The 17,606-nt window shown below is 63.5% G+C and carries 21 protein-coding genes and 1 pseudogene; 1 reads left to right on the top strand and 21 read right to left on the bottom strand.

Features of this window, described 5'->3' with window-relative positions:
* From EPD81_RS10100 to EPD81_RS10200, 21 genes and pseudogenes are all read right to left on the bottom strand, one after another.
* Positions 1-746 (bottom strand): sulfate ABC transporter substrate-binding protein (locus tag EPD81_RS10100; RefSeq protein ID WP_142805319.1); only part of this gene is annotated, 746 nt, incomplete at its 3' end.
* A 192-nt stretch (positions 747-938) separates the two neighbouring features.
* Positions 939-1,715 carry a phosphonate metabolism protein PhnP gene (gene phnP / locus EPD81_RS10105; RefSeq protein ID WP_142805320.1) on the bottom strand — a complete coding sequence of 259 codons (777 nt, stop codon included), beginning with the start codon at positions 1,713-1,715 and terminating at the stop codon, positions 939-941.
* Between the two features lies 1 nt (position 1,716).
* Positions 1,717-2,289 carry a phosphonate metabolism protein/1,5-bisphosphokinase (PRPP-forming) PhnN gene (phnN, locus tag EPD81_RS10110; protein ID WP_142805321.1) on the bottom strand — a complete coding sequence of 191 codons (573 nt, stop codon included), beginning with the start codon at positions 2,287-2,289 and terminating at the stop codon, positions 1,717-1,719.
* Positions 2,282-3,436, bottom strand: a complete 1,155-nt coding sequence (locus tag EPD81_RS10115) for an alpha-D-ribose 1-methylphosphonate 5-triphosphate diphosphatase (protein ID WP_142805322.1) — start codon at positions 3,434-3,436, stop codon at positions 2,282-2,284. Before EPD81_RS10115 ends, phnN begins: the two co-directional genes overlap by 8 nt.
* Positions 3,433-4,155 (bottom strand): phosphonate C-P lyase system protein PhnL, encoded by a 723-nt coding sequence (gene phnL / locus EPD81_RS10120; protein WP_142805323.1) that lies wholly within the window; start codon positions 4,153-4,155, stop codon positions 3,433-3,435. The genes EPD81_RS10115 and phnL overlap by 4 nt, the downstream gene beginning before the upstream one ends.
* A gap of 10 nt (positions 4,156-4,165) precedes the next feature.
* A complete protein-coding gene (locus EPD81_RS10125) occupies positions 4,166-4,996 on the bottom strand; it encodes an ATP-binding cassette domain-containing protein (RefSeq protein ID WP_142805324.1) in 831 nt (276 codons plus the stop codon).
* Positions 4,993-5,892, bottom strand: coding sequence for an alpha-D-ribose 1-methylphosphonate 5-phosphate C-P-lyase PhnJ (locus EPD81_RS10130; RefSeq protein ID WP_142805325.1), 900 nt, complete (start codon positions 5,890-5,892; stop codon positions 4,993-4,995). Before EPD81_RS10130 ends, EPD81_RS10125 begins: the two co-directional genes overlap by 4 nt.
* Positions 5,889-7,001: a carbon-phosphorus lyase complex subunit PhnI gene (locus tag EPD81_RS10135; RefSeq protein WP_142805326.1), complete on the bottom strand. Its 1,113-nt coding sequence runs from the start codon at positions 6,999-7,001 to the stop codon at positions 5,889-5,891. The genes EPD81_RS10130 and EPD81_RS10135 overlap by 4 nt, the downstream gene beginning before the upstream one ends.
* A 1-nt stretch (position 7,002) precedes the next feature.
* Entirely contained in the window at positions 7,003-7,566 is a 564-nt protein-coding gene (gene phnH, locus EPD81_RS10140; RefSeq protein ID WP_185955428.1) for a phosphonate C-P lyase system protein PhnH, read from the bottom strand.
* Positions 7,556-8,023: a phosphonate C-P lyase system protein PhnG gene (gene phnG / locus EPD81_RS10145; RefSeq protein WP_142805328.1), complete on the bottom strand. Its 468-nt coding sequence runs from the start codon at positions 8,021-8,023 to the stop codon at positions 7,556-7,558. The genes phnH and phnG overlap by 11 nt, the downstream gene beginning before the upstream one ends.
* Positions 8,023-8,826, bottom strand: coding sequence for a phosphonate ABC transporter, permease protein PhnE (gene phnE, locus EPD81_RS10150; RefSeq protein ID WP_142805329.1), 804 nt, complete (start codon positions 8,824-8,826; stop codon positions 8,023-8,025). Before phnE (EPD81_RS10150) ends, phnG begins: the two co-directional genes overlap by 1 nt.
* Positions 8,823-9,638, bottom strand: coding sequence for a phosphonate ABC transporter, permease protein PhnE (gene phnE / locus EPD81_RS10155; RefSeq protein ID WP_142805330.1), 816 nt, complete (start codon positions 9,636-9,638; stop codon positions 8,823-8,825). The genes phnE (EPD81_RS10150) and phnE (EPD81_RS10155) overlap by 4 nt, the downstream gene beginning before the upstream one ends.
* Positions 9,601-10,389 (bottom strand): phosphonate ABC transporter ATP-binding protein, encoded by a 789-nt coding sequence (phnC, locus tag EPD81_RS10160; protein WP_142805331.1) that lies wholly within the window; start codon positions 10,387-10,389, stop codon positions 9,601-9,603. Before phnC ends, phnE (EPD81_RS10155) begins: the two co-directional genes overlap by 38 nt.
* A gap of 65 nt (positions 10,390-10,454) precedes the next feature.
* On the bottom strand, positions 10,455-11,327 hold the full coding sequence (gene phnD, locus EPD81_RS10165) for a phosphonate ABC transporter substrate-binding protein (protein ID WP_142805332.1): 873 nt from the start codon (positions 11,325-11,327) through the stop codon (positions 10,455-10,457).
* Between the two features lie 35 nt (positions 11,328-11,362).
* Positions 11,363-12,091, bottom strand: a complete 729-nt coding sequence (gene phnF / locus EPD81_RS10170; protein ID WP_142805333.1) for a phosphonate metabolism transcriptional regulator PhnF — start codon at positions 12,089-12,091, stop codon at positions 11,363-11,365.
* Positions 12,092-12,331: 240 nt separating this feature from the next.
* Positions 12,332-12,567, bottom strand: a pseudogene (locus EPD81_RS10175) (conjugal transfer nickase/helicase domain-containing protein); the annotation flags it as partial.
* Between the two features lie 190 nt (positions 12,568-12,757).
* A complete protein-coding gene (locus tag EPD81_RS10180) occupies positions 12,758-13,354 on the bottom strand; it encodes a nitroreductase family protein (protein WP_142805356.1) in 597 nt (198 codons plus the stop codon).
* Positions 13,354-13,962 carry an NTP transferase domain-containing protein gene (locus EPD81_RS10185; RefSeq protein ID WP_142805334.1) on the bottom strand — a complete coding sequence of 203 codons (609 nt, stop codon included), beginning with the start codon at positions 13,960-13,962 and terminating at the stop codon, positions 13,354-13,356. The genes EPD81_RS10180 and EPD81_RS10185 overlap by 1 nt, the downstream gene beginning before the upstream one ends.
* Positions 13,955-16,141 carry a xanthine dehydrogenase family protein molybdopterin-binding subunit gene (locus EPD81_RS10190; protein ID WP_221929298.1) on the bottom strand — a complete coding sequence of 729 codons (2,187 nt, stop codon included), beginning with the start codon at positions 16,139-16,141 and terminating at the stop codon, positions 13,955-13,957. The genes EPD81_RS10185 and EPD81_RS10190 overlap by 8 nt, the downstream gene beginning before the upstream one ends.
* Positions 16,138-16,596 (bottom strand): (2Fe-2S)-binding protein, encoded by a 459-nt coding sequence (locus EPD81_RS10195; RefSeq protein ID WP_142805335.1) that lies wholly within the window; start codon positions 16,594-16,596, stop codon positions 16,138-16,140. Before EPD81_RS10195 ends, EPD81_RS10190 begins: the two co-directional genes overlap by 4 nt.
* Before the next feature lie 174 nt (positions 16,597-16,770).
* Positions 16,771-16,992 carry a hypothetical protein gene (locus tag EPD81_RS10200; RefSeq protein WP_142805336.1) on the bottom strand — a complete coding sequence of 74 codons (222 nt, stop codon included), beginning with the start codon at positions 16,990-16,992 and terminating at the stop codon, positions 16,771-16,773.
* 56 nt (positions 16,993-17,048) lie between these two features.
* Here EPD81_RS10200 and EPD81_RS10205 point away from each other — a divergent pair, with 56 nt between their 5' ends.
* Positions 17,049-17,501 (top strand): DUF1931 family protein, encoded by a 453-nt coding sequence (locus EPD81_RS10205; protein ID WP_028873909.1) that lies wholly within the window; start codon positions 17,049-17,051, stop codon positions 17,499-17,501.
* The last annotated feature ends 105 nt before the right edge of the window (positions 17,502-17,606 follow it).

Consider the following 17,606-nt stretch of genomic DNA (forward strand, 5'->3'; position numbering starts at 1 on the left):
TCCACCACCGCCACCGGCGCCGGCGCCTCGATGGAGACGGACGGATAGACGATCTCGAACTCCTTGCCGCCCAGCTCCTGCGCGATCAGGCGAGCCTCGTTCTCGAAGGTGACGAGCACGTCGCCCACCCCGCGCTGGGTGAAGGTGGTGGTCGCCCCGCGCCCGCCGCCGTCGAGCACCGGCACGTTGCGAAAGAGCCTGGTCACGAAGTCACGTGCCCCCTCGTCAGAACCCGTTTTCTGGAGCGCATACCCCCAGACGGCGAGATAGGTATAGCGGCCGTTGCCGGTCACCTTGGGATTGGGCACGATCACCTGCACCCCCTCGCGCACGAGGTCGTCCCAATCGCGGATGGCCTTGGGATTGCCCTGACGCACGAGGAAGACCATGGTGCTGGAATAAGGTGCCGCCTGATTGGGAAAACGCGTGCGCCAGTCGGGCGCGACGAACCCGCGTTCGGCCAGGAGCTCGAGGTCGGACGCCTGGTTCATGGTCACCACGTCCGCCTCCAGCCCCGCCGCCACGGCAAGCGCCTGCTTGGAAGAACCGCCATGCGACTGACGGATCGTCACCGTCTCCCCCTTATTCGCCTGCCACGAAGCGGCGAAGAGAGGGTTCAACTCCCTGTAGAGCTCACGCGAGACGTCGTAGGAGACATTGAGCAAGCTCGTCTCGGCCCGCGCCGGACCGGCAGCGAAGAAGCTAAGAAAGGCCGCCAAGGCGGCGAGCAAACGCCAGGATCGCATCGTCCATCCTCCAGTGAGATGAAGAGGATGGTAGCAAGGAGGCATAGACGGTTCAACCAGGCGGAGGTTGATAGGTTATGGCAAAGAGGAATAAGAAGCCTGGCGCCGTAGGTTGCCTGAGCCATAGCCGAATGTGCAACGAGCAAGGATCACGCCTGCCACGGCGGCCGTCCGCGCACGGTCGGATTCATATCAGCATTGCTGTACAAAGCCTGCATCCGATACGACTTGTGAGTCATAGGCAACAGCCATGTGAGGTGGCAGATTGCCGATGTTCTTGAGCAGCCAGGCGTCCAGTTCGTGGCTGACGTGAGTCAGCCATACCCTAGCCGGCGCGAGGGTTTCCGCAATCGCCAGGGCAAGCGTCAAATCATTGTGGTTGCGCGGCAAATCGGATTGCGGTGGGTAGCTGCAGTCCAGAGCAAACGACGCAGGCCGCCATTTTTTCAAAAATGCTTCCGTTGGCGGCGGAAGGCCGGCAGTGTCGGTTAGATAAGCGAAGCGCTGGCCGTCAGTCTCTTCGATGGCGTAGCCAAACGTTGCCTTCGAATGGTTCAAGGGCAACGGCGTCAGCACCAGATTACCGATCATGACCGGCTCGAATTTGCTGAGCCGCCGAAATTCGAGGAGGCCATGATTTTTGTAGAGGTCCGCACAGCCTTCGGTGTCTGGCGGGGCAAAAACAGGAATGGACGGACCGATTCCCCAGCGCAGGTGAAACAGCCCCTGCACGTGGTCGGGATGAAAATGCGTCAGCACGATGGCCGACAGGCTGCCGGGCGGGAATCGTTCGGTGAGGTCGGTCAAGCCAGCATCGAGCAGGATGCGCGTATCGCCTGCTTCCACCAGGGCCGTGCAGGGGCGGCGACGGAAGTCGGCAACTGCCCGAGCCCGGGTGCAGGCCGAACAATCGCAACCGTAGAGCGGCACACCGCCTGCGTCGCCCGTGCCGAGAAACGTGATGCGCATGTCAGACAGACACCGGCTCTGAAGTGCTTGTGACCGACAACAATTGCACCAAGCGATCGCCTGCCACGTGCAATTCATCGTCATTCTCGATGATTTCCAGACGACCCTCTGGGCGCATGAATTGTCTGGCACGCACGATTCGCTCGGATATCTGATCTTCCGTTTCCCGGCCGCGAGCGCGTAGCCTGGCGGCAAGAATTTCGGGCGAGACGGTAACCAAAATCGCGGTCAACGCCGGGTAGCGACGCCTTGCCTCCGCCAGGTACTCGCGGGAGCCGTTCATGACCACGTTGCAGCCCTTGGCCAGCCAGAAGTTGATTTCCTGGCCGATGCCGTAGCGCAAACCGTGGCTGCTCCAGTGCATGGCGAAGAGGCCGGCGGCCTGGCGTGCGTCGAACTCGGCCTCGGTCAGGGCAACGTGATTCTCCCCGTGGAGCTCCACCGGCCGGGTGATGTAGCGATGGGCGAAGACTACGCGGGGATCGCTCGCCAGGCGCTCCCGTGCGTAACGCATCAGGCTGTCCTTGCCACTGCCGGAGGGGCCGATGACGTAGAAGAGCTTTCCCTCAGCCATGATCGAAGTGGACCTCGAAAACCAGTTTACCTGCCGAAAACACGCTGCTCGCCTGGGCCAGCCCATTGATGTGGGCAACTGCCACCAGATCGGCACGCTTGCCGACCGCGATCTCGCCGCGATCGGTGAGCCCGGCCGCCCTGGCCGGATTGGTGCTGACCAGGCGAACGGCGTCGGCGAGGCTGATACCTGCCAGCTCCGGCAGGCGAAACACCGCCATGATCAGCGCCGCCGGGTGATAGTCGGCGCAAAGGCAGTCCGCCACGCCCGCCTTCACCGCGTCCAGCGCCCGCATCGCGCCGGACTGGCTCTTGCCGCGCAGGATGTTAGGGGCGCCGAACACGGTGCTCATGCCGCGTTCGCGGGCGGCCTGGGCGGATTCCAGGTTGATCGGAAATTCCGATATGCCCACGCCCAGACCATGGAGCGTCTCCACCTTCTCCGGCGTGTCGTCGTCGTGGCTGGCGACGCGAATGCCTCGCTCGTGAGCAGCGCCGATGAGCCGCCGGATGCGCTCCATGGCCCCTTCCGCCTGGGCGAGCTTATTCTCGAGCAGCGCATCCAGTTCGCCTGCGGATTTCTTGTAGGTGCGCGCCAGATAATCGCGGTAGGCGGCGATGTCCTTGAACTGCCCCTGGCCCGGCGAATGATCCATCACCGACAGCAGGTGCACCTCGCCGGCGGCCATCAGCTCAAGCAGAATCTCAGGCGCGGTCGGGTCGGTCACTTCGTAGCGGCAGTGCACCCGGTTGTCGATCAGGCCGTGCGGGTTCCAGGCGTGCACCGCGCGCGCCACCGCAGCGGCGAACGCGTTGTTGCGCACGCCGAGTTCCTCGTTGGCGAAGGACAGCGCGTGGAATACCGTGGTGACCCCCGCGGCCGCGTTGCGCTTGTCGGCCTGGGCGCAGGCGAAATCGAGCGGAAAGTGCACATTGGGGCGCGGTTCGACTTCCTTTTCCAGGGCGTCGCAATGCAGGTCGATCATGCCGGGCATGAGCGTCTTGCCGCGCAGGTCGACGGCTAGCGCGCCGTGGCCTGATTCCGGATTGATGGCGGCTATGACATCGTCCTCGATCAGCACGGCAGCGTCTTCGAGCACGGCGTCGGGCAGCACCACGCGGGCCCCCGTGAGATAGAGCCTGTTCATGCGATCTCCTCGAGGAGTTCTTCGACGGCGGGCGGCGGAGCCAGTTCGACGACCTGGTCTGCCAGCCGGCGGGTGGTTTCGGGGTGGTGAAAGATGGCGAGCATAGCTGTGCCCTCGGCCTTGAGTCCTTCGATGAGTCCGATCACACGCTCGGCGGTGGCCGGATCGAGGCTGGAAGTGGGTTCGTCGAGCAAGAGAAGACGCGGCTTGGCGATGAAGCCCCGGGCGAGATTCACCCGCTGGCGCTCGCCACCGGAGAATGTCGCCGGCGAGACGCTCCACAAACGCTCAGGCAGCTTCATGGCCGAGAGCAATTCCGCCGCTCGCTGTCGGGCTACATCGCGCGAAACGCCGAGTGCGAAGAGCGGCTGGGCGACCACGTCGAGCGTCGCCTGGCGCGGCAGGCAATGCAGAAACTGGGTGACGAAGCCGATTTCGCGCCGCCGCAGTTCCAGAATCTGGTGCTCGCTGGCCAGCACCAGATCCAGTTCATGGCCCATCGCATCGCGATACAGGATGCGGCCAGCGCTCGGCAGGTAGGTACGGTAAATGCCCTTCAGCACCGAGGACTTGCCCGCACCGGTGGGGCCGATCAGGGCCGTGAGTTCGCCGGCGCGCACCGTGAAGCTGACGTTGTGCGAGGAAGGGATCAGCTTGTTCTGCTCGTGGAGCTGAAAATGCTTGCCGTAGCCCTCGACCTGGAGAATGGGGGGATTCATGCTGTATTCCTCACAGGGCGGAAGCCACCAGACGCTGGGTATAGGCGTGCTGGGGATCTTCCAGGATTTGATCGGTGAGCCCCGTCTCGATGACGCGGCCGTATTTCATGACGATGGCCCGGCCGGTCAGCAAGCGGATCACACCCAGATCATGGGTGACGACGACCATGGCGGTCTTTAGCTCCTGCTGGATTTCGAGGATCAGGTCGAGAATGCGCGCCTGCACCGACAGATCGAGTCCGGTGGTCACTTCATCGAGAAACAGCAGCGGCGGCTGGGTGGCCAAGGCCTTGGCGATCTGTACCCGTTGCTGCATGCCGCCGGAAAAGTGCTTCGGCAGATCGTCGACGCGGGACAGCAGCACCTCGGTGCGAGCCAGCAAGGCCTTGGCGCGTTCGCGAATCGCGCCGTAGTCCATCAGGTCGCTCATCAGCAGCCGTTCGGCGATGTTGCCGCCGGCGCTGATGTTGAAATTCAGGCCCAGGTTCGGGTTCTGATAGACCATACCGAAGCGGTGGTTGCGCAGCCAGCGCTGCTGAGCGGCGTTCAGCGAAAACAGATCGTATTGCCGGTCGTTGTCGAAAAAAATCGCCTCGCCGCTCGATGGCGCCTGATCGAAGTAGAGGGTTTTCACCACCGTCGACTTGCCGCTGCCCGATTCGCCCATGACGCCGAGAATCTCGCCCTCGAACAGGTCGAAAGACACGTCGTGGATGGCGACCACGCTGCCGCAATGCGGGCACAAATTGGTGTCGGCCTCCGGTCCGGTGGATTCGAGGCATTGCGGGCAACCCGGGCCGTAGATTTTGGAGAGGCCGCGCACTTCGAGAATCTTGTTCATGCCGGCTCTCCCTGGGTTTGTCTGGCTTTGCGCAGCTGCATGTCGCACCAATCGCTGTCCGAGCATTGATAGGTCTTGCTGCCCGAATCGGTTACGAACTCATCGAGGAAAGAGTCCACGCAGCCGCAGCGGGCGCAGGCGCGCCGCCGCCCCTGCTCGTCGCGGAAATCCTCGACGCGGAACGGCACGTCGCTGAAGGCCAGTGGCTCTGCCTTGGTATGCGGTGGCACGGCGTAGATTTTCTTTTCACGCCCGGCACCGAACAGGATCAGGGCCGCCGAGTCGTTGAGCTTCGGCACATCCCAGCGCGGAATCGGCGAGGGGTCGATGACGTAATGGCCGTTGATGCGTGTCGGATAGCGGTGCGAGATGGTGATCTCGCCGAACTTGACGATGTCCTCGTACAGCTTCACCAGCAGGCGCGAATAATCGGCCTCGCCATGCATGGTCTTGCGCTTGTCCTCGGAAGGTTCGACCACCACCAGCGGGTCCGGGTAAGGCACCTGCAGGACGAGGATCTGCCGCGCTGTCAGCGGTAGTTCCGGGATACGGTGGCGCGACTGGATGAGGGTGCACTCCGCCGTTGCCGTGGTGGTCGAAACGCCGGGACAGGTCATTTCGATGAACCGGCGCAGGTTGACCGCGTTGACCGAATCGTCCGACCCCTGGTCGATGACCTTGACGACCTCGTTGGGGCCGATCAGCGACAGGGTCAGCTGCAAGCCGCCGGTGCCGAAGCCGCGCCCCATGGGCATTTCGCGCGAGGCGTAGGGCACCTGGTAACCCGGAATGGCGATCGCCTTGAGGATGGCGCGGCGCACTTCCTTCTTGGCGTATTCGTCCAGGAAGCCGAAATTGTAGGCATTGCCGGCTTGGGTATGAGACATGGCGTTCATGCGGGCTCCCCTGACTTTTGTTGCGTGGTGCGCAGGCGATCCAGGTCGGACTGGAAGGTGACGTAGTGCGGCATCTTGTAATGCGATGCAAAACCCATGGAGTCGACGCCATCGACATGAAGCAGGACGAACTCCGGGTCTTCGGAAGGATTGTTCGCGCCGTCCTTCATGCCTTTCTGCAGCGCGCGGTCGAGAATGGCCATGGAGATCGCCTTGACCTCGTTGTGACCAAAACACGCTCCGTAGCCGATGGTGAACACGGGTTTGCCGCCGGCCTCGTCGGCTTCGTACATAGCAACCACTTCACATTCCGTGATCAGCACCTCGCCGGCTTCAACGAGCTCACCGGTGACCGGGTGCGGCAGCATCACCGGCAGATAGCCGACCCGCAGCTCCGCCACCGTCGGGTGCACGTCGCCGTAACCGCGCATGTTGGAATAGGCGATCGCCAGCAGCGAGCCGGTTTCCGCCCGCGCCATGGTGGCAAGCTGAGCCGAACGCGGCACGGGGAACACCAGCGGCTCGCGGGTGATGTCGAAGGCCGTCTGACCGCGAGTCGCGCTGACCGGTGGCAGCAAACCTTCCGCACGCAGGGCGTCGAGCACCTTGGGGAAAGTGTCGGGCAGTTCCGCCTCGGGGCACTTCTCCAGCCAGTTACGGGCCACGGCCCGGAAGGCATCCGGCGATTCATCCATCAGCTCCAGCCGCAGCAGGCGCAGGGCATAGTCCGGCGTAGGCCCCAGCATCTGGCCGCCGGGAATGTCCTTGAAGGCGGCCGAGATACGGCGAATCAGGCGCATCCTTGAAGTGTCGAGCGGCGGGGTCTCAGACAGGCGCGGCCGGGTGGAACGCCAGGCGCGCAAGGCGAAGGCGGCTTCCAGCGTGTCGCCCATACTCTGCTTGATGGCGAGCGCGGCGAATCGCGGGTGGTATACCCCACCTTCGGAGACGACGCGATCCACCAGATGGCGCAGTTGATGAAGAATGGCATCGATCGCGAGCGGTTCGGCGCCGGTATTGCCCAGCCCTTCTTCGGTGCGCAGGTATTCGCTGACGGCGGCAGCGCCGGCGATGGCCTGGCCGCCGCCCTTGATGGCAACGTAACTCATGTCAAAAAGCCTTTCCAGAAATGCGGATATGCGTAGTGCGCGGCAGCACGACAAGGCGCCGCGCATCCGACAACAGCAGGTCGACCCCCAGTGGGAAACTACCAACCCAGTCGGCGCGGCGTACCAGCCAGTCGGGATGCAGTCCTGCCAGGCACAGCGTTCGCCGGCCATTGACCCCCGGCCCTTCGAGTTCCAGGGTCAAGGCGCCTTCGCCCACTCCATCGATTCCGACCAGAATGGTCGCCCCGAACTCCGGAGACTCCAGAGAGCCCAGCATCGGCTGAAAATCGGGGGCACGATGCCCGTCGGCCACGATGTAACGGGCACGTTCGACGGATTCCGGTTTGGCCTGAAGCAAGGGCCAGTCTGCCGGTTCGATTTGCCCGTGGGGGTCGGCCAGCGTCATTTCCCCGTCCATCAAAGTAGCCAGCACGGCGCGTTGCGCGGCGGCACCATCGATGCAGTCACCGATCTCCCTGATGTCGCCGGGTCGTGAGAATGCTTCGACCAATTCACGGAAAACGCGCTGCTGGACGTCTGCCTGCCAGATGGGTTCAACATTCATCGTCGTCATCCTCCGCGTTGTTCAGCATCGCAAAGTCGACCCGTGTCGCAGCGAGCATGGCACGACGGCGGCGGTCCTCCTCAGCGCGCTGCTTCGCCCCAGATTCAATGTGGGCCGATACGCGCTCCCAGCCGGGAAACCGAGCGGCCAGGACGGCGTCGAGTATGGCCAGCGAACGGGCCAGTTCCGCATCGTCAGCCATCACCTGTGCACCGCCCGCCGCTTGCCGACCATCAGACAGGGAGAGTTCGATGCTGCACGCAGACAGCGGAAACTCGCCCAGGTAATAGGGCTCGTGGAAGGCCCCGTCGGTCAGGGTCAGCAACCCCAGGCCCGCCTGCGGCAGGCTCTTGAACTTCACGTCGCAACCGGCCGTCACGTCCTCGGCCAGTGCATTCAATACGGTGGCTGGATGGGCGGTCAGCGCCCGAATCCAGTCTTTCCTTTCCAGGTTCATCAATCCAATCTCCTGCGCAGCCACGCCGAGGCGTAGTCGATGATCAAAATGGTGGCCAAGATGACCAGGATCAGCGCCGCCGACTGGCCATAGTCGAACAGGCGCAAGGTGTCGTGCAGCGCCAGGCCGATGCCACCGGCGCCGACCAATCCGAGCACCGACGCCATCCGGACGTTGCGGTCCAGGATGTAGAGGACGTAACCCAGGGCCTCGCGCAGAATGGATGGCCAGCCGGCATACATGACCATCTGTGCGAAGTTGGCACCGGTAGATGCCACGCCCTCGCAAACGCCTTTGTCCACCCGTTCCAGGCTTTCGGCGAAGAACTTGCCGAGAAAACCTGCCGTATGTACCCCGAGCGCCAGCGCGCCGGGCATCGGTCCCAGTCCCAGGGCAGCGACGAAGATCAGTGCCAGCAACAAATCCGGCATCGCACGCATGAAATTCAGCATTTCACGGGCGATGCGGTAGGTCACGGTATTGGGCGTGAAATTGCGTGCGGCCAGCGGCGCCAGGAAGAACGCCACCAACAGGGCGAACACCGTGCCCCACAGCGCAGTGGCCAGGGTGACCCCCATGAGGTACAGATATCTAGACAAGTCCGTGAAATCGGGTTGCCCGTAGCGGCTGAAATATTCGGCCATGTCCGAGACCCCGTAGGCCAGAGTCTCGAACGAAATTTCCAGGTCCCACACGATCAGCCAGAGCATGGCCAGCGTCGCCGCCACCCAGACCGGCATCGGGTTACGCGGCTTGGGCGGGAGCGGCTGCGGACGAGCCGATTTCAGGTCGTGGACGTTCATGCCCGTCTCCCGTGGATGATGCGGCTGCGCAGGCGATCGGACGCGCGATCAAGGGCGGTGACCACCAGATAGATGGCCAGCGCGATCAGCAGCAGCCGGTCGTACTGGAACAGGCGCATCGACATCACCAGGTCGTAGCCGATGCCGCCCGCACCGACCAGGCCGAGAATGGCGGCCGCGCGCAGGTTGTGGTCGAGGATGTACATCACCGTGCCCACGAAGTCAGGCAAGGCCTGCGGCAGCATGGCGAACAGGCGCACCTGCAGCCAGCCCGCGCCGTGCGCCCGCACCCCTTCTACCGCCTTGTGATCCACCACCTCGATGGACTCGGCGAAAAACTTGCCCATGAAGCCGACGGTCACGAAAGCCAGGGCCATGACGCCCGGCAAGGGGCCCAGGCCGACCGCCGACACGAAGACCAGCGCCCAGACCAGTTCCGGCAGCGCGCGCATCAGGCTCAACAGGTCGCGCGTAAGCCGATAGACCACCGGATGCGGCGTGGCATTGCTGGCGGCGAGGATACCCAGCGGCAAACTGACGACGATGGCGATGGCGGTACTCAGCACCGTCATTTCAATGGTCTCCAGCATCTTCGCCAGCAGTTGCGGCACATACTCCCAGTCCGGCGTGACGAACATCTGCCCGGCGAAGGCGAGCATCCTGCCAAAGGAACCAATGAGACGGACGAAATCCACCTCCACGATCGGCGCGGTCAGCCAGAGACCGGCGAGCAGCGCCAGCACGCCGCCGACCAGGGGCAGCGGCGGCAGGCCGTTAGGCGTAGGCCAGCGCCATATCAAGGCTGGTGTCATCTTCGATCCCTTCCCTTTGGTCCCTTTGGTAGATGGTACGCAGCACCGACTGCGTCATTTCTTCGGGCTTGCCGTCGAAAACGATCCTCCCGCCGTTCATGCCGATGATGCGGTCGGCAAACCGCCGCGCCAGATCCACCTGATGCAGATTGACCACGACCGTGATGCCGTCGCGGTCGCAGATTTCGCGCAGCAGCGTCATGATCTCCTCGCTCGATACGGGATCGAGACTAGCGACCGGTTCGTCGGCCAGGATGACCTTGGGCCGTTGGGCCAGCGCCCGCGCGATGCCGACACGCTGCTGCTGTCCCCCCGACAGTTTGTCGGCGCGGCTCCAGGCCTTGTCGATCAGCCCCACGCGGCAGAGCGCTTCCCGTGCAATGCCCAGGTCCTCCTGGCGGAAGAGGTAGAACACACTGCCCACCCAAGAGCGGTGCGCCAGGCGGCCGGTCAGAACGTTGGTGACGACGGAGAGGCGATCTACCAGGTTGAATTGCTGAAACACCATGGCGACCCGAGAACGGATGTGGCGAACTTTGCGCCTATCGACGATCTCGCCATCGATGCGCACCGTGCCCGTGGTCGGGGTTTCGAGGCCATTCATCAGCCGCAACAGGGTGGACTTACCGGCGCCGCTGGGGCCTAGCACGACGGTGAAACTGCCGGATCGAATCTCCGCATCGATGCCCTTCAGAGCTTCGAAGCCGTTCGGGAAACGCTTGGATACGGATTGGATGGAAATCGCGGACATGAACTTTCTCCTTTTCCGAGGAAGGCAGACCGAAACGGCCTGCCTTTCCCATGCGTTACTTGCCCTTACTTGAGCAAGTCTTTCTTCTGCAGGCCCAGTTCCTTGACCATGTCGCGAATTATCTGATAGTCCTCCGGGCTGACGGCCACGTAATGGCTCAGGTTGCCGTAACCGGTGACCTTGATGTCCTTGTGGGCGGTCAGGATGGCGTCCCGAATCTTCGCCTTCATGTCGGCCGGCAGGTCGCCCCGATAGGCCAGCGGCGAGCCGGGCAGCGGATCGGACTCCTTGATCACGCAGTTGGTCTCTTTGCTGATCAGACCGTTGGCGAGCATTTTTTCGTAGGTGATGTCGTTGTCGGCGGCGGCATCGACGGTCTTGTTCTTGACCGCCAGCTGGGCGGCGTCGTGGGAACCGGCGTAGGTGAACTTGCCGAAGAAGTCCTGCGGCATCATGCCGGTTTCCTTCTTGACCATGTAGGTAGGCACCAGGCCGCCCGAGGTCGAAGCAGGATCGACGAAGGCCACGCTCTTGCCCTTCAGGTCCTTGATCGACTTGATGCCGGAGTCGCAATGGGCGATGATGAGGCTTTTGTAGGTATGTGAGCTGCTGCCTTCGCGGATGCCGACGGCAAAGGCTTCCGCGCCGGCTTCCTGTTCGGCCAGGTAATAGGAAAGCGGGCCGAACCAGGCGATGTCGACGCGCTTCTTCTTCATGGCTTCGATCACGCCGGCGTAGTCAGTGGCGGTGAATACTTTTACCTTCACGCCCAACTTCTTTTCCAGGTGCTGGCGCATCGGTTCGAATTTCTGTACCACTTCTTCGTTGTTTTCGGCCGGAATCAGGCCCATGACGATATCGCGAGCCTGCGCGGACACGGCAGTCAATGACAAAGCCAGCGCCAGCGCACTTGCCGAAAGGGCGGGTTTCAAATACATTGCAGTAGCTCCCGTAAGGTTGATCAACAGATAGGTCAAAGATTGATGCGCAGTTGGATCCGGTCGGCGCGAAACCGGGTCAGGGCGTATTCGAGCGGGGTTCCATCCCGTTCGCCTACATTGACGCTTTTGACCCGCAGCACCGGTTGGTTCTGGGGCATGCCCAGTAGCGAGGCATCGTCTCCTTGCGGGAGCGCCGCGCTGACCAGGCTTTCGATCCGCCGCAGCTTCAGTCCATGGTGGACGGCCAGATATTCGTGCAGCGAACCGCCGTGATACTCGTCGAGCAATTCGGGAATGGGACGCTGCGGCAGGAAATGTGAGATGACACAGATCGGCCGGTCGTCGGCCAGGCGCAGAGATTCGATCCAGATAACGGGGTCGTTTTCGGCGAGTTTCAGGCGATTGGCGACACCACCGCGGGCCGGGATCACCAGTTTTCGCAGAATGCGGCTGCTGGCCGTCTTTCCGAGTGATTCGAAGTTTTCCGTAAAGCGCGTACCGCTGCCCAGCACGTAATCGGCAGGGGCGTCGAGCACGAAAGTGCCTTTGCCATGGCGGCGCTCCAGCAGACCGGCGGCGATCAAGTCCTCGACGGCACGGCGAACGGTATGCCGGTTGACGCCGAAACGCTCCGCCAGCTCGTTTTCCGAAGGCAAGCGTTCCCCCGGCGTCAGAAACGAAGCGATCTCTTCCTTGAGCAATTTTGCGATCTGGCTATAGATCGCCTCACCGCCATTTCGCTGCAGAGCCACAAGACTCATCTAGACATCCCCACATGAAGTTGTGAGGAGTGTACTGACTCGATGTGACAGTATGATGAATCGGGATTGTCAAGCGACGTCAGAAAGCGACCCCCTGGCGACAGTGAAATCTGCCCCCTTACTCTCTGACGACCTGCTCGTGATGGTGGATGGAATCGGGCTTGATCTGCTCGGCCTCGCGTTTGTGCAAAGTAGTCGCTCCCAGCCGCCGGGCTGGGCAGATTGCCGCTATGTGCTCTCCTACTCTAAATCGGCGGACGATGCCGACAGGCAAGGGTTGTTCTGTGGCGTATCGCTGACCAGGACTCGAGGATCTTCCAACAAGTAGCCGTGAAGTCTTCGCAACTTCCGAGGCCCCGAAACTGAGCAAACCGAGCACGTCCAGATGTTCAGACCGTTCCGTGGCTTGCGGTGCAGTTGCAGCTTTTCGAAGCGTTTTTACACCCTTGCCAATCGACTAGCTGATCCTGCTTGGCAAAGACACACCGATACTGGCCGTGATCTGCGCGAGACGCATGGGCACCGCGAACAACCTACTGCGCGCCTTCATGACTCCCTCGCGTACCTGGGGGAACCCGGCCATCCTCCACCACGGGAATCAGTGCCAGAGGACGGCCATACCACTGGGGCAAAGGGGAGCCACAGAGACAAGACAATGATATCGCGTTACAAAGGGCTGCCCCATTTGCCCGCGAAACAGAGCTCAGCCAGCGGCCGGCGCTCGCGCGGGGCGCGTTCTTTCTCGGCCAGATCTCCGTCGAGCACGTCCGGCGCCGCCGGATGGCCCACGGCGATGAGCGAAATGACCTTGTAGCGCTCCGGCACGCCGGCCACGGCACGGAGCGCCTGCGCGTCGAACCCGGCCATGGGATGCGACATCAACCCCAGCGCCACCGCCTGCAGGCAGAGGTTCTCGGCCGCGGCGCCACAGTCGTATTCGGCCCAGGCGTTGGGTTCGCCGTTATAGGAAAAGAGGGGATCGGCGCAGACCAGCACCAGGAGCGAGGCGCGCTTCACCCAAGCTTGGTTGAACGGCCACAGCGTGGCGAACGCCTGCTCCCATCCCTGGGGATCCTGGGTGCGATGCCACACGACGAAGCGCCAGGGCTGATCCCCATAGCACGACGGCGCCCAGCGTGCCGCCTCGAGCAGCGAGAGCAGCTGCTCGCGCGTCACGGCCTGGGTCTCGTCGAAGGCACGGCCACTCCAGCGCTCGGCGATCAAGGGGTGGATTGGCACTTCGGTCACGGCGGTTTTCTTCATCATTGGCTCCGAAAAAGGCAGAGGTCTTGTGGGGTATCGACGTCGGCGAAAATGCCTTCGTCGTCGACCGCGACGCCGGCCATGCGCTCGGCGTCGCGTCGAAGGAGAAGACGGGCCCCCACCTCGCCCGTCAAATCCAACAGTTCAGCCCGGTAACGGGCGGCGAAACCGACGGGATGCCCTCGCCGACCGGCGCGGCAGGCCGCCGCGAGCGCTGCGCCCGCGGCGAGCGCGTCGCGCACTCCCACAATCGCTGCTCGCGGCACCCAGGGCATGTCGGCGAGGCCGACGACCCAGCCTGCCGCCCCGGCGGTGGCGGCAACGCCTGTGGCAAGGCTCGCCCCCATCCCCTCGTCGGCCCGAGCGCATACGACCGAGCGCACGCGATCCGCGAAAGTCTCGGCCAAAACGCTTCGCAGCGCATCATCGTCCGCTCGCACGACCACCGCGACCTCGGCGAAGACCTCGACCCAGGGCCGCAGCGCTTGCACAATGAGCGGCTCGATGCGCCCGCCAAGCCGCAGCGGCGCCAACCGTTTGTCCGCCCCGAACCGCCGCGCCCGCCCCGCCGCCAAGATGAGCGCGGCGATTCCAGCCCTCTCAGGCAAGGCTTTCCCGCGCGAAGGGCAAGCGACGCACCCGTTTGCCCGTCAGGGCGAAGAGCGCGTTGGCCACCGCCGGGGCGATGGGTGGCGTGCCCGGCTCGCCCACGCCGCTCGGCGGCGCTTCGCTCGGCACGAGATGCACTTCCACCCGTGGCATCTCGGAGTGGCGCAGAATGGGATAATCATGGAAGTTCGACTGCACCGGCCGGCCATTCTCGAGCGTGATCTCGCCATACAACGCGGCAGCCAGGCCGTAGACGATGCCCCCCTCGATCTGCTGCACCACCCCGTCGGGGTTGATCACCCGGCCGCAATCGACCGCCGCCACGACGCGATGCACCCGCACCTGGCCGTTTTCCAGCGAAACCTCGGCCACTTCGGCCACCACGCTGCCGAAGGATTCATGCACCGCCACGCCGAAAGCATGGCCCGGCGCGGGCTTCACCTTGCCCCAGCCGGCCTTCTGCGCCGCGAGCTGCAAGGCGGCATGATGACGCGAGCCATGCGGCAGGAGGCTCAGGCGGAATTTGACCGGATCCTGGCGCGCGAGGTGGGCCAGTTCGTCGATCATCGTCTCGACGACGAAGGCCGTGTGCGAATGCCCCACCGAGCGCCACCACTGCACCGGCACGGGATTCTTCGGACTGTGCAGCTCGACCTGGATGTTGGGGATGAGATAGGGAAGGTTTGCCGCCCCTTCCACCGAAGAGGCATCGACGCCGTCCTTGATCATCGCCGCCGCCATCGCCGTGCCCTCCATGATGGACTGGCCGACGAGGGTATGCTTCCACGCCACGGGCTTGCCGCCCTTGCCGATTCCCGCTTCGACCACGTCGACCCACATCGGGCGGTAGTAGCCGCCGCGCATGTCATCTTCGCGCGTCCAGATCACCTGCACCGGCCGGCCGACAGCCTTGGCGACCTGCACCGCCTCGGTGACAAAATCGGCATGCGGATTGGCCCGCCGGCCGAAGCCACCGCCGAGGTAGGTGGTGTGGATTTCCACTTCTTCGGGCTGCAGTCCTGCCGCGGCAGCGGCCGCCATGCGATCGAGCGTCTGCGACTGCGTGCCGGTCCAGATGGTGCAATGGTCCGGGCGCAAGTCGACGGTGACGTTGAGCGGCTCCATCGGCGCGTGCGCCAGATACGGCACTTCGTACTCGGCGCGCACCTGCTGCACCGCCGCCTCGAGACCCGCGGCCACGTCGCCATCGCGCCGCGCCACCGCGCCGGGCGTGCGGGCAAGCGCGAAGTACTCTTCCCGCAGCTTGGCAGTGCTCAGGGACGCTCCCTCGCCCTCGTCCCACTCGACCTGCAGCAGGTCGCGCGCCGTCTTCGCCGGCCAGAAACCGGTGGCCGCCACCGCCACCCCCGTCGGGACTTGATAGACGCCAACCACGCCAGGGACTTTCAGCGCCTCGGTGGCGTCGAAGCGCTTCAGTTTGCCGCCGAACACGGGGGAACGCGCCACCAGCACCGTCACCATGTCGGGCAGGCGCACGTCGATGCCGAAAACCGCCTTGCCGGTAATCTTCTCCGGCGTGTCGAGGCGCTTGAGCGACTTGCCGATCCATTTGAAGTCTTTCGGATCCTTCAACGGCACTTCGCTCGGCAAAGGCAGCTTGCCCGCCTCTTCCGCGACTTCGCCGTAGCTCAGAGACGTGCGGCCGTCGGGGTGGAAGATGCGCCCGTTCTCGGCCTTGCAGGCGCTCGCCGGCACCCCCCAGCGCTGTGCCGCCGCCTGAACGAGGAGAATGCGCGCGCTCGCCCCGACGCGGCGCAGCTGCTCCCAAGAAGACGCGACGCTGGTGCTGCCGCCGGTGAGCTGGATGCCGTACTGCGTATGGTTATAGACCGCCGCCACTGGCGCCGGCTCGATGCGGATGCGCTCCCACGGCGCATCGAGCTCCTCGTTGATCAGCATCGGCAGCGAGGTATAGACCCCCTGCCCCATTTCGGACTTGTTCACGACGAGCGTGACGGAATCGTCCGGGGCAATGCGGATGAAGGCATTCGGCGGATAGACCTTCGCCGCCCCGGCCGCCGCTTCCTCAGCCGCCCAGGCGCGCCCTCCCTTCTCCGGCAAACGGAAACCGATCACCAATCCGCCGCCGAGCACGGCCAGGTCGCGCAGGAATTTACGCCGCGCCGGACGCTGGAGTTCATTGAGCGAAATCATCATGCACCTCCTGCCGCGGCTTCGAGGATCGCCTTGCGGATCCGGTTATACGTGCCGCAGCGGCAGAGGATGCCGTCCATCGCGGCAACGATCTGCGCCTCGCTCGGACGCGGATGCTCGGCGAGCAAGGCCGCGGCCGCCATGATCTGCCCTGATTGGCAGTAGCCGCATTGCGGCACATCGACCTCCTGCCAGGCCCGCTGGATGGCACGCCCCACCGGCGTGTCGCCCACCCCTTCGATGGTGGTGACGCGCTTGCCGCTCACCATCGACACGGGCGTGACACAGGAACGAATCGCTCGCCCGTCGAGATGCACCGTGCACGCACCGCACTGGGCGATGCCGCAGCCGTATTTGGTCCCCGTGAGCTGCAACTGGTCGCGCAGCACCCACAACAAGGGCGTACCCGGGTCGACCTCGACCGTGGTCGGCCGACCGTTGAGCGTGAATGCGATCATCGAGTTTCTCCTTGGACAGAGAAGCCGGGCGTCACCCCCGTAACAGGACTGCGCTACTGCGCACTGAAATGGCCTTACTTCCCGGCGGAACGACAAAACCCATCATAGAACGGGTCCGCCGCCGTAACAACCACGCCAAAAGGAAGGTTTATGGACCCAAGGAGCGATCGAATCTCAGCGCACGTTACCCGCTTCGATCTTGCGGCTGCGCAAGTCGGCGATACTGAAATCTCCCTCCGACAACCGTCCCGGAGCGACTACCAGGCTCGTACCCACCTCGGCATGGTGCCGATGAGGTGCATCGACCACCACCAGGCTCGGGACAAAAATATTGAGCCGTTCGTCGTTATAGGGAAGGGTGTACAGGATTTTGCAAGGCTTGCTTTTCGTCGCCATAGTCCCTATAACGGAATCGGCAATCAGTCGAAATGCTTATACTCAAGGAGGTACGGATGAGCGACATCATGGCAGTTTCCCGCTTCGAACGGCTCTTCCGGCGCGCGGCCGGGCTCGACGTCGACAAGAACGACCTGCGCCGGCTGACCGAATTTCTCGACCAGAAACTCTACGATCTGTTGCTCGTCAGCCAGGCGGCAGCCAAATCCAACGCTCGAGACGTCATTCGCCCCTGGGATCTTCCTCTGACCAAAGGTTTGCAGGAAAGCATGCATGCCTTCCGCGAACTCGACGAAGAGCTCGAACTCGCGCCCATCTTGGAGCAGCTCGCCAAGCTGCCCCACCTTGACCTCGAATACGACGAGGAAGTCCGTGCCATGCTGCCGCAGATCGTCGGCGGCTTGACGGTGGCTCTGGCCAAGACCTTCCGTACGATCGATCCCAACGTGAAAAACCCCGACACGACGCACTGGGATCGTGCGATCGAGATCTTCAACCGCCTGCTGTAGTCGCACATCCTTTCCGGGCGGAGCACCGATCAAGAACCTCTGCCTCCGCCCAGCCGCGTACCCTTGGACGATGGTCTATAGTGAATGATCGCCTGCGATTTTTCT

The organism is Tepidiphilus sp. J10, assembly GCF_006980785.1.
Lineage (GTDB): Bacteria > Pseudomonadota > Gammaproteobacteria > Burkholderiales > Rhodocyclaceae > Tepidiphilus > Tepidiphilus olei.